11 protein-coding genes and 1 pseudogene are annotated in these 12,012 nt (G+C 44.1%); 7 read left to right on the top strand and 5 right to left on the bottom strand.

Going from position 1 to position 12,012, the window contains the following annotated elements; genetic code table 11:
• Positions 1-203: 203 nt before the first annotated feature.
• Positions 204-866: an NUDIX hydrolase gene (locus DSM107010_RS17750; protein ID WP_181246283.1), complete on the bottom strand. Its 663-nt coding sequence runs from the start codon at positions 864-866 to the stop codon at positions 204-206.
• A 223-nt stretch (positions 867-1,089) separates the two neighbouring features.
• Between DSM107010_RS17750 and DSM107010_RS17745 the strand changes: the two genes are divergently transcribed.
• Together DSM107010_RS17745 and DSM107010_RS17740 are read left to right on the top strand one after the other, a co-directional pair.
• Positions 1,090-2,229, top strand: coding sequence for a phosphotransferase enzyme family protein (locus DSM107010_RS17745; RefSeq protein WP_106166251.1), 1,140 nt, complete (start codon positions 1,090-1,092; stop codon positions 2,227-2,229).
• Positions 2,226-2,765 (top strand): DOMON-like domain-containing protein, encoded by a 540-nt coding sequence (locus tag DSM107010_RS17740; protein WP_106166250.1) that lies wholly within the window; start codon positions 2,226-2,228, stop codon positions 2,763-2,765. The genes DSM107010_RS17745 and DSM107010_RS17740 overlap by 4 nt, the downstream gene beginning before the upstream one ends.
• A gap of 24 nt (positions 2,766-2,789) precedes the next feature.
• Here the strand turns inward: DSM107010_RS17740 and DSM107010_RS17735 are convergent, their stop codons facing one another.
• The 4 genes from DSM107010_RS17735 to DSM107010_RS39725 all read right to left on the bottom strand — a co-directional run bounded on the left by DSM107010_RS17735 (position 2,790) and on the right by DSM107010_RS39725 (position 5,812).
• Positions 2,790-3,128 (bottom strand): XisI protein, encoded by a 339-nt coding sequence (locus DSM107010_RS17735; protein WP_106166249.1) that lies wholly within the window; start codon positions 3,126-3,128, stop codon positions 2,790-2,792.
• Positions 3,113-3,532 (bottom strand): element excision factor XisH family protein, encoded by a 420-nt coding sequence (locus DSM107010_RS17730; RefSeq protein WP_106166248.1) that lies wholly within the window; start codon positions 3,530-3,532, stop codon positions 3,113-3,115. The genes DSM107010_RS17735 and DSM107010_RS17730 overlap by 16 nt, the downstream gene beginning before the upstream one ends.
• Positions 3,533-3,730: 198 nt before the next feature.
• Positions 3,731-4,933, bottom strand: a complete 1,203-nt coding sequence (locus tag DSM107010_RS17725) for a hypothetical protein (RefSeq protein WP_106166247.1) — start codon at positions 4,931-4,933, stop codon at positions 3,731-3,733.
• A gap of 726 nt (positions 4,934-5,659) precedes the next feature.
• On the bottom strand, positions 5,660-5,812 hold the full coding sequence (locus DSM107010_RS39725; RefSeq protein WP_181246282.1) for a hypothetical protein: 153 nt from the start codon (positions 5,810-5,812) through the stop codon (positions 5,660-5,662).
• Between the two features lie 17 nt (positions 5,813-5,829).
• On the opposite strand from DSM107010_RS39725, the pseudogene DSM107010_RS17720 reads away from it, so the two are divergent.
• The 5 genes and pseudogenes from DSM107010_RS17720 to DSM107010_RS17700 form a co-directional block, all read left to right on the top strand.
• Positions 5,830-6,237: pseudogene (locus tag DSM107010_RS17720) on the top strand (signal transduction histidine kinase LytS); the annotation flags it as partial.
• Positions 6,238-6,256: 19 nt separating this feature from the next.
• Complete coding sequence (locus tag DSM107010_RS17715; protein WP_241994255.1) at positions 6,257-7,381, top strand: baeRF7 domain-containing protein; 1,125 nt, start codon at positions 6,257-6,259, stop codon at positions 7,379-7,381.
• Between the two features lie 2 nt (positions 7,382-7,383).
• On the top strand, positions 7,384-8,634 hold the full coding sequence (locus DSM107010_RS17710) for a mechanosensitive ion channel family protein (RefSeq protein ID WP_106166245.1): 1,251 nt from the start codon (positions 7,384-7,386) through the stop codon (positions 8,632-8,634).
• On the top strand, positions 8,571-9,875 hold the full coding sequence (locus DSM107010_RS17705) for a DUF2254 domain-containing protein (RefSeq protein WP_241994254.1): 1,305 nt from the start codon (positions 8,571-8,573) through the stop codon (positions 9,873-9,875). Before DSM107010_RS17710 ends, DSM107010_RS17705 begins: the two co-directional genes overlap by 64 nt.
• Before the next feature lie 46 nt (positions 9,876-9,921).
• Entirely contained in the window at positions 9,922-12,012 is a 2,091-nt protein-coding gene (locus DSM107010_RS17700; RefSeq protein ID WP_199755600.1) for a cation:proton antiporter domain-containing protein, read from the top strand.

Raw genomic sequence — 12,012 nt, 5'->3', positions numbered from 1 at the left:
AGACTATTGTGTGTGTATTTTGAGCATAGGTCTCAGTTTTCTTTTTGGCTAGTTTTTCTCATCGAACTCACGTTTAACAAGGGGGGCTATGAGCGACCGATTTAGTGCAAGGATAAATAGAATTGGTATGACTAGAGCAAAATAAGACAGTGTAGAGGCGTTACATGTAACGCCTCTACACATGTAACGTCTCTACATTGAGGTTAATCAAAATAAGTTGGTAAATCTGGATGGCGATGGTAGTGGAAAATTTTAGTAATTTGAGTAGGCATTACCCGTGTCAAAGACAAGGGAGGAATTTCATCTTCGCCAAAAAAAGCTACCTCGTCAGTTTCAATGCTAGATGATGGAGAACCACCAATAAGTTCGCATAAGAAATGTAACTTGTAAACAGCATAAGGGAAAGGTGGATGTCCCTGCTTATCGCGATCGTAGACAGCAAGTAATTTGATGGCGCGGGTGAGATATCCTGATTCTTCCTGAACTTCGCGCACCACAACTTCACTAGGAGAGTTGCCTATGTCAGCATAACCTCCTGGTAGCGACCAACAACCATCTACTTTTTCCTTTACCAGCAATAACTTATCTTCTTGGAAAACCGCCGCCCGCACGTCTACTTTTGGGGTAGCATAACCAACCTCTTGAGAAAATAAATCGAGAACATAGCTAGGCTCGACATGACTATAAGTTGCCATAATTTCCGCCGCGATCGCCCGTAGAGATTTATAGCGTTCTCTGTCAAACACTCCTTCGGTATAAGTCAAACCAGTTTGCGCGATCGCCTCTAGCTTTTTTGCCCATTCCAGCCATTTGTATTCTGGGGAACCCATAATCCTGTCTGTAGTTAATTGTTTCTCATTGGTCATTAATCGTTGGTTGTTAGTTGATGGTTGACCATTGTTGCTCTACCCCCTGCTTCCTTGTCCCCCTGCTCCCTGCTCCCTATTAACTGATATTGCAAAGTTTAGTAAAAGCTACCTGCTTCAGCCTATAGATAGATGCATAATATCCGGTTGTCAGCTTGTCTTAGTGCAAGGCAAATGGTGTGATTCGACCGATAAGCGAAACGCACCAACAATCGGAACACATATGATAAAAGAGATCGATCTAAAAAGCAAAACTATAGATAATCTGGTGGCGATCGCCAGCCAATTTGACGTAGAAGGTCAAATTGTAGAGATTCAAGCTTTTGGTAACGGTAATATCAACGATACTTTTCTCGTCACGCTGAGAAACTCAACTCAAAAACACGTTATTCTACAACGCATTAACACGCATGTATTTCACCAGCCAGAACTGGTAATGCAGAATGTGCGCGTCTTTACCGACCATGCGACCCAGCGCTTGCAAGATTGGAGTAGCGATCGCCGTTGGGAAATACCGAGCGTCATCCTAACGCAGGATAATCGGGAATATTGGATGAATGCTGAAGGAGCATTCTGGCGCGCAATTAGCTTTATCGAAGCCGCACAATCTTTTGACACTATTACAGATTGCGATCGCGCTAGAGAGGCTGGTTACGCCCTTGGTACGTTTCATAATCTCATCAGCGATTTACCCCCTGAAAAGCTAGCTGTCACGCTGGAAGGATTTCACATTACACCGCGCTACCTTCAACAATATGATGCAGCGCTGGCAAAACATGACAAAAGCAAATCCCCTGAAATAGATTTTTGTTTGCAGTTTATTCAAACTCGTAGAAATTGGGTAAGTGTTTTAGAAGATGCAAAAATCAGCGGAGAATTACCTTTGCGTTTAATGCATGGCGATCCTAAAGTTAATAACGTTCTGTTTGACACCAATACAGGACGAGCCGTCAGTGTTATCGATCTCGATACACTCATGCCTGGTTTAATCCACTACGATATCGGTGATTGCCTGCGATCGAGTTGTAATTCTTTGGGTGAAGAAACTCAACAATGGCAAGAAGTACGATTTGAAACAGAACTCGCCCAATCTATTTTACAAGGCTATATTTCACAAGCAAAAAACTTTTTAACTGAAAAAGATTACGAATATATATACGACTCAATCCGATTGTTAGCTTTTGAATTAGGATTGCGGTTTTTTACCGACTATTTAGTAGGTAACGTTCACTTCTCTAAGGTGAAATATGCAGAACATAATTTGGTCAGGGCACTGGTACAATTTCAGCTGACTCAAAGTATTGAAACTCAACAATCGCCTATTTGCGCGATCGTGCGAGATTTAAAACAAGGTTTAAAATGAGCGATCGCACTTTTTTCCTGAAGCCATTTCCCTCCGATAATCCACAGCCTCAGCTCGAAATCTCAGGTATTGTAGATCGGCAGTTCAATAAACTTACTATTCAATACCAGATTTTGGGACAGTTAGCAGAATTAGCCATTCCAGCAGTCACAAATTCGCCTACTCGTAAAGATAATTTATGGCAGCAAACCTGTTTAGAATTCTTTCTAGGAATTGAAGGTTCTCCCCAATATTGGGAATTTAACCTTTCACCTTCTGGAAACTGGAACATCTATCATTTTGAAGATTATCGTCAAGGAATGCAACCAGAAGTAACCTTTACATCACTACCATTTGTCGTACATAATCGACCCAATTATTTATTGTTGAATCTCGAACTCAATTTAGATAAAATTGTAGAAATAGAGCAGAAAATAGAAATTGCGATCGCGTCTGTGCTTCAGTCACAATCTGGTGAAATGACATATTGGGCATTAACTCATTGCGGTACGCAAGCCGATTTTCATCAACGTGACAGTTTTACTATTAAATTGTGACTCATGGATCGCTACTTGCGATCGTCATGCCACAGCAAAACCTGTATGCTGTCGTACTTTTGGATGTCGAAATCCAAGCACTATACTCTCTCTAGGAATACCTGCTTCCATTAGATCGGTGACTACGCCTTCTTCCGTGTCATCGTACTGCACCCAGACTTTATCACCAATTAAACTCAGATGAATAGGTGTTGCGTGGAGATATTTATCGCCGTTCCAGCCTATATCCAGAACTAGATATTGCCCTCGTTCATCATCAAATATAACTTGAGAGGTATAACCATCAGGTAGAGTTGCACGATAGTCAGCATGATTTTTGAGAATATTCTTAATGATGCTTCGGTATTTTAACTGGGTATCCATTGCGCGATCGCCTCATTTTCAGCATCAAAGACAATTAACTTAACAGTCTGATTTTTGAGTAATATCTGTCCTAATTCTATAGCGAATACACTGTTAAAGGTTGCTTGAGACACAGCCAGATAAAGACTTCGTTCAACCCCCATTTCGTTAAGAATTTGGCGATACAAGACATACTGCCCCAATGCTTGTTCTAGATCTTTTACGTCAGACTGTCCCACAAAACTCTTCACTTCGACAACAATTCTTTGAAGTCCTTTTTCAGCACTGATTAAGCGTTCTGCACCCAAATCGGCAGACAGACGCTTTTTCCCAATTTGAAGTGGAAATGGATCGTGGGTAATTGTCCATCCATCCTTTTGTAAAGCAAGTTTTACGGTGTCATGATAAATGTCTTTGGCTGGCACAAAAAATCAAGTCGTGAAGATTATTGCTGAAAATATATAGCGGGCTTGGTTGTTTTTACTACCAATAGATAAGCTTCAAGCACCGTCTCCACAGGCAACTAAGTGGGATAGCGAGTTTGTTGAGCAACGGTAGATTACTTCGGCATTCTCACCAATAGCTTTCGACCGTCCGCTACAGAGTGTTGTTAAATATTGCTTCTACTGGATAGCTGGAGCTTTGTGCTTTAAACTGTCATAAATCCCGTCATGAAACTCGTGGATTGACGACAAAACACCATTCTCTTTGTCATTGAGTAACGAATCCTTGACTTCACTCAGGTACTTTTCAAGATTCTCACGCATGATCGGTCTTTCCACTTTGACTGTGTGGTAATGATCCCAGATGTCCCAGGCTAGAACTCCTAACCCTGCGATTGGATTGATCAAATCTAAGCCCACAAGCCCAGCAGTCATCCCACCTCCCTCAGCTAAAACTTTTCCTGCTGTTTTAGTAGCGATTTTGGTAGCTGCTTTGGAAGCCACTTTGCTTGCTGTCGCCGTAACAACTTTTTTAGTACCGATTGCGCCAACAGCTTGCATCATTGCAGTGGTTGCTACATAACCCGTACCGCGTGACAGTGCCCTGAGAGGCAAATCCTGTTCCTTACTACCTGTGTTGTAAACCGTACCTCCTAGACCCTCTAAAAATTTCTCCCAAACTGGTTGAGGAATTTCATAGCTACTTTGAACTCCGACTAATCCACTATTAGCTTCAGAGACATAGGTATCGATCGCTTCTCGCGTAAAGCGTTCCATTTCAAGTTGCATGAGTGGTGGTTGTAACACCTGTTTAGTAAACTCCTTCTGAAAGCCTCCAATTAGTTTCTCGGCTTTTGCCTCATTTGACGGCGTTGTAATATTAACCCAAATTGCTTCTACACCAATACCTAACTGAGTGAAATAGTTGTAATACCAATCTAGGAAGGGGTGGTCTACACGCTCCATAACATCACTCTGCCATCGATCCAAGTTCTTTTCCACAGAGGATTCGGCACTCGCATAAGCTTTTCCAATTGCTGCTGCAATATCATTCGAGATTGAAAGTTGCTTGTCCTGGGGAATTGTAACCGTAATCGCTTTTGAGCTACCTCCATCGTGCTTTTTGATATTGCTAACTGCAAATCCACCCCAGAGTTGTAGAACGATTACGATAACAACACCAATCCAAATAAACTTGGAAGCTGATTTAATTAGATCGCTCCATGCGCGAAGGCGATCTGTCTTTTCCGAATAAGTACTAGCATGAGGTATGTTTGAATTTTCTTCAGGTTCGCTACTTTGAATAACTTCAACTAATCGAACTGAAGGGACTTGGGCAGTTTCTTTCTGTCGATCTGTTTCAGGGACTTGATTTGGAGTCATGGGTAAAACTTCCTCTAACTTTTGTGTTGAATAGGGTATCTTCTTTTAGAATTCCCTAACTCCTATGGCATCTAACTTTTTATTCAACTACCAACTACCCATTACCAAATTCCCACATTGATAGATGTCCTACAACTAGACCTACAATTACGATTGTTGTGGTTTGCAGTTGAGCATCTAGAGGTAAGTAACCTTGAAACTCGTGTTCGATCCCGCGATCGCAATTAGCAGAATGAAGGAACGAGTGCGGTTGAGCGGCTGCTAGTAATCTTTGTACAATCGTCAGAATCTGAATTCTGTTCGCTACAACACGGTTGTTATGCGCTGACTATAGCCGATCGATTAACTTGTCGTACTCTACATGGCTCCCGATCCAAAACCACAAGATACCACCTTCCACCTCAATACCTAAAGCTCGGTAATCTAAATCCGCTCGAACTGACCAATACTTTTTGCCAAAAGAGTGGAAATGAGAAGCTAATTCATTAGCTTTCGACTAGTCATGCAGCAACTACTAAAGAGATTTTGGCTTGAATCCAATGCTTGTAACTGATATAAAACCAAGGATTTATTACTTTACTAATAGAATAAATTGAACGTATGTAGTTGCATCACCCCTAAGTCTAAATTTCGTTAAATTCTCTAAGCCATTTTCAGACGAAGCTAGATGTTCAATCGAATTGAGGAGTTTTTCAAATCTCAATCTCAATCTCGATCGCTCTTATGTCATTTTCTGGTCACATTGAGGTTTGAAGCTAGAAGTAGGTGGGATAACTGTTTGTTTAACGCGATCGCTTTGAGCAATAAATCTGCTCGAATCAGCGCGATCGCGTGAAAGCCACCACTGAGAAAAATAAGTTCGCGAAAGCACAATTGCAATTGTTTCAGGAGAAAAAATGGTAACTCAACAATACAAGCGTGCTGTTGGTACGTTTTCTAGCAGAAACGAAGCAGAAGCAGCTCTCAATGGACTGAGAGAATCAGGCTTCTCGATGGATAAAGTTTCTCTACTGGCTAAAGATGCAGACCGTAACGAAGCAATCTCTGGGGTTGATGTTCGAGATCGTGACGAGCTGAAAAGAAATCGCACCGAAGCGGAACGCGGTAATACTGAAGCTCAAGAAGGTGCTGGGATTGGTGCTGTTACTGGTACGGCGTTGGGTGGTATCGGTGGCTTACTCGTCGGTCTGGAAGCTTTAGTTATTCCTGGGGTAGGTCCATTCTTGGCAGGCGGGACGATCGCAGCTACTCTAGCTGGTGCTGGCATCGGTGCGGCAGGAGGGGCAATAGTTGGAGCTTTGACTAATTTCAGTTGACGAGCTATTGACTTTGGCATCTGATAAATCGGGGACTTGCGTTTCCATTTACATGCCAACTCATAAGCTGGGGACGCAGACGCAACAAGACCCGATTCGATTCAAGAATCTGATGCGGGAAGCAGAAGAAAAATTGATTGCCACTGGAATGCGGGCGCAAGATGCCAGAGATTTACTCGCAAGAGCGCAACAGCTCGATGATTTCCAGTTTTGGCAACATCAGAGTGATGGACTGGCAATTTTCATCTCGGCAGATATGTTTGGTTACTACTGCTTGCCGCTCAATTTTGACGAACTTGTAGTAGTCACCGATCGCTTTCACTTCAAGCCCATATTACCTTTGCTTTCAGGTGATGGACAATTCTACATCTTGGCACTGAGTCAAAACCAAGTGAGATTATTCCAAGGAACGCGCTACAGTGTCAGCGAAATTGAGTTAGAGGACGTGCCAACTAGTATTGCTGAGGCATTGCGGTACGACGACCCCGAAAAGAGCCTCCAGTTCCATACAGGGACATCTGGAGGGCGAGGAGGCGATCGCGCTGCCATGTTTCACGGTCAAGGTGCTGGCAATGACGACCAAAAAGAAAACATCCTGCGCTATTTCCGCAAGGTAGATAGTGGTTTGCAGGAATTGCTCAAAGATCGGCGATCGCCTTTAGTTTTAGCAGGTGTTGACTATCTCTTGCCAATTTATCAGCAGGCAAACACATATCCCTACTTGCTCGATGAAGGCGTGACCGGAAATCCAGACCAACTCAAAGCAGAGGAATTACACGCACAGGCGTGGGAGATCGTCCAGCCTCATTTCGAGCGATCGCAACAAGAAACCGCAGCCCGTTATCAAGAACTAGCCGGAACGGGAAAAACTGCAACTAACATTCAAGAAGTCGTTCCCTCTGCTTATTACCAACGAGTTGAGTCTTTGTTTGTTCCCGTAGGGTTGCAAAAGTGGGGACGCTTTCATCCCGATACCAGCGAGGTAGAGTTACACGAAGAACATCAGCCTGGGGATGAGGACTTGATGGATTTAGCGGCTTTACATACACTTTTTAACGGCGGTACGGTATATGCAGTAGAGCCAGAGCAAGTGCCTGGGAATAATTCTTTAGCTGCGGTGTTGCGTTATTAGAAATGCCAACTCTGTTTTTACCAGGTAATCGTTCCATCATCACCCGTAACATTCCAACTGCGATCGCGATCGCAATTTTTCTACTTTTACCAGCCAGCAAAGGATTAGTGCAGGAGGAAATTTCTCCTTTACCTGTCACCCCCCAAACCAGCGCCCCAGAAGAAATTCCTAGCGACGGGCTGTTTTTTGCCGATGTTATTGTCAGAGGACAGCCCGTGTTTCAAATTGGCAGTTTGGGCGAACTTAGCGCCACCGAACGAGCGCAAATTGTAAATCGGCGCATTGCTGGCATTTTGGCACAATCACAAACTGGCAGCGCCGTCACCGTTGTTCCCGATCCCGAAAGAGGTATTGCCACCTTGCAGGTGAATAATCGGGTATTAATGACCGTAACGCAACAGGATGCCCAAGATTTTAATCTGCCTGTAGACAAGCTGGCGCAGCAGTGGGCAGCAGAGTTGAATCAAGCGTTCGAGCGTCCGCCATTAGCGATTGATGTCGGACAACGGCTTTGGATTACTTTACGACAGTTTCAGCGGGATGCGATCGACAATTTACCTGCATTTTTGGGAGCTTTGCTAGCGATCGCTGTTGCTTGGTTGATTGCTGCTAGCTTGCGTCGTCTGACTTTGGTAGGGGCACAACGTTGGGAAGTGGATCGCAACTCTAAAATTTTGGTCAGTCGTTTAGTCTATGGTGGCGTGTGGGTAGTGGGGACGATTGTTGCCTTGGGTGTTTTGGGGTTAGATTTTGCTACTTTAGTAGGAACGTTGGGCTTGACAAGCGTAGCAATTAGTTTTAGCTTGCGAGATGTTTTAAGTAATTATTTTTCCGGTATTGTTTTACTTGCTTCCCGTCCTTTTCGTTTAGACGATCGAATTGCAATTAAAGAATTTGAAGGTTCGGTGACTCAAATTCAACTGCGAGCAACAACTCTTCGGACTTATGACGGGCGAGTTGTATATATTCCCAATCAAGAAGTTTTCACTGCCATTATTACTAATAATACTGCCTGTGAAACTCGCCGTAGTTCTGTGGTAGTGGGTGTTGCCTATGATGCAGATATTAACACTGTCAAACAAATATTACATAATGCCGTTTTGGGAGTTACCGGAGTCGAAGCAGAACCCCAGCCAGACATTTTTGTGCGCGAACTAGGAGCGAGTACAGTCAATATTGAGGTGAGATTTTGGGTAAATTCTCACCGTTTGCCATTTTTAGAAATGACTTCCCTGGTAGCACAATCGCCTTAGCAGTGACGATGCTAACGCTCGATCGCGAAGGCTATTATGGACCTCTAGAAAGTTGGGGTTGGATTTACGTTGGTAGCACAGATGGAGCGCGAGAGGTACTTTCAGCTGTTTCTGGTTCGATGATTACAGTTGCGGCAACCGCTTTTTCGATTACGATTGTCGCACTTCAACTAGCTGCTGCCAATTTTGGACCGCGATTGCTGCGTAACTTCATGCAAGACACTGGCAATCAGGTGGTTCTCGGCACGTTTATTGCCACATTTATTTACTGCTTGCTGGTGCTGCGAACGATTCGCGGCGATGGAGATGATTACGATCGCTTCATACCGCAAATCTCGATTACAGTTGCTACAGGGCTAGCATTAGTTAGTATCGGGATGTTAATTTACTTCATCCATCATGCCTCGACAATTATTCAAGCATCGCACGTTATTTCTGAAGCTGGAGCCGATCTAGACCGCGCAGTCGATCGCTTATTTCCCGAACATATTGGTGTTAACCAGCCGGAATTCAAACAACCACTAACAGAAATTCCAGATAATTTTGATACCGAAGCCTGCAAAATTAAAGCGAATAACAGTGGCTACGTGCAAGCGATCGACGACGAAGAATTAATGAAAATTGCCTGTCGGGAGCGGCTATTGCTACGCATCAACTATCGCCCAGGAAAATTTGTCGTAAAAGACCAGGCATTAGTCACGGCATATCCTCCAGAGCGGGTAAATCGCCAATTAACCAATAAAATTAACGATGCCTTTATTTTAGGTAAACAACGCACCGAACAGCAGGATGTAGAGTTTCCCATCAACCAATTAGTAGAAATTACTTTACGCGCCATTTCTCCCTCTGTCAACGATCCGTTTACCGCAATCCGGTGTATCGACCAACTGAGTGCAGGGCTATCTCGCTTGGTTCAGCGTCAGTTTCCCTCTCCTTACCGCTACGACGAACGGCACGAGTTGCGCGTCATTGCTGAGCCAGTCACGTTTGAAGGTCTAGTCGATGCTGCTTTTAACCAAATTCGCCAGTATGGTAAACAAGATGTGGCGGTGATAATTCGCTTGCTAGAAGCGATCGCCACCATAGCTGATTACACCTGCGATCGCAAAGACCGTGCAGTGTTGCTGCGTCATGCGGCGGCGATTAAACGCGATAGCTACGAGAACGTATCGGATAAGTTGGATAAACAAGATATCGATGAGCAATACTTAGTAGTGGAAAAATCACTTCGATCGGGATAAGCACGTTGCTATTTCCAGCGTCATTGTCTGCATTATCTCCAAATTTATGACAAATTTTTGGCAACAATTGCAAATGTGGGGCGATCGCGCTCGTGAATTTTTGACTCCCTCAGTTTTCGCAGGTCCAATTACCGATCCAGTACCAGTTTTCCTGACAATTATGGCGATTATGCTGGTTGCACCGCTGTTATTCGAGCGGGTGAGGCTACCAGGAATTGTCGGCTTAATCTTAGCGGGAGTGGTGGTAGGACCCTACGGAATAGGAGTTTTAGAGCGAGATAGCACGATTATCCTGCTCGGTACTGTGGGTTTGTTATTTCTGATGTTTATGGCTGGGCTAGAAACCAGCCTCGACGACCTAAAATACAATGCAGACAAAGCAGTAATTTTTGGCATTGCTACCTTTATCGTGCCGATGGCACTGGGTACGGTGGCGATGCTGGCAATCGGATACGGTTTCTTGGCAGCGATACTCGTTGCTTCCTGTTTTGCTTCCCACACGCTCTTGGCGTTACCAGTAGCGACTAAATTGGGAATTATGCGAACTCAGGCAGTCACGGCGACTTTGGGAGCAACTTTAATTACCAATGTCTTAGCTTTACTCGTTCTCGCTGTTGTTGTCCAGGCACATCAAGGTAGCCTCTCCCTCGGTTTTTGGTTATTTCTAATTCCGGCTTTAACTATTTATACCTTTGCTACTTTATGGGGAGTTCCTAAAATCGGTCGTTGGTTCTTTCGCCGTTTTGGGCATGACGAAGGGGCTGAGTTTACGTTTGTCGTCGCGACTTTATTTGTTGTTTCTTATGCGGCAGAACTAATTGATATTGAGCCAATTGTGGGGGCATTTTTAGCGGGAATTGCCATTACTCAACTGATTCCCCAACTGAGTCCGCTAATGAATCGCATTCAGTTTATTGGCAACACTTTGTTCGTGCCATTTTTTCTGATTTCAGTAGGAATGTTGATTAATCCGAGGCTATTAGTTAGCGATCCGCGATCGCTATTGGTAGCAGGAGTGATGATTGTCGTGGCGCTCGTTGCCAAATTTGTTCCAGCTTGGGGCAGTGGTAAGCTATTTGGCTTTCAGTCCTCTGGCATTATGGTCATGTTCGGTCTTTCTGTTGCTCAAGCTGCATCAACGCTAGCAGCAATTACAGTTGCTTTTCAGATTCAACTTGTAGACCAAGCAACTGTTAACGGCACTGTTGCCATGATTTTAGTCACCTGTATTGCTTCTCCTTGGGTTACTAGTCGTTGGGGTCAAGGAGTGAAAGTTGAAGCAGCAAATCCTACTGGCAAGGGGAGAACAAAGCAAGTACAACAAGGCTTTGCCGCAGCTCAAAATCTTCGCGTTTTAGTCCCTGTTGCTAACCCTAGTACGGAAGATAATTTACTTCATTTAGCTTTAATTCTGACTAAAAAAACAGCGGGAACTTTACTACCTTTACATATTTTGCCAGATAAACAGGGAACGATCGCCCCAGAAGCAAAAATTCAGCAAAGCCAGTTATTAGCCACGGCAGAAACAATCGCTCATGCAGCTGTAACGGCAGTCGAACCGATCGGACGCATTGATGATTCGGTAGATAAAGGAATTTTACGCTCTGCCTTAGAACGCGATGCCAATCTGATTGTTTGTGGCTGGAAAGGGTTTTCAACTTATCGCGAAAATTTTTTTGGTAGTGCGATCGATAACGTCATACGTCGCGCTACAGTCCCTGTATTAATTGCCCGATTTGCCCAGCCAATTGAAAATACTCATCGCGTCTTTTTGGCAATAGCCGATATTGAAAAATCAGCGTCCACTTTTGGACAAACGGTGTCGCTTGCTAAGTCTCTCGCTGACGAACTCAAGGCATCGCTACAACTGTTGCAGGTAACAGCCAGTCCCCGCAAACGCACGTCCTTTAATCCAGAAGAATTAGGATTGAGTCCAGACACTCAAATTCAACAAGTCAGGGGCAACTTTATCGGTCGAGTTTCCAAAATGCTTCAGCAGGATGACTTATTAATCTTAACGGCTGGAACTCATCCAGATATTAGAGGTCTACCAGCGTTGGGGGTTGCACCAGAGGCGATCGCTCGGAGTCATCCAGAAGTTTCGATTATTGTGATTCATTTTCCCCAACGGATCTAA

The sequence above is a fragment of the Chroococcidiopsis cubana SAG 39.79 genome (assembly GCF_003991895.1).
GTDB lineage: Bacteria > Cyanobacteriota > Cyanobacteriia > Cyanobacteriales > Chroococcidiopsidaceae > Chroococcidiopsis > Chroococcidiopsis thermalis.
Note: the sequence above shows the minus strand (reverse complement) of the source record. Positions and strands in the feature narration are given on the sequence as shown.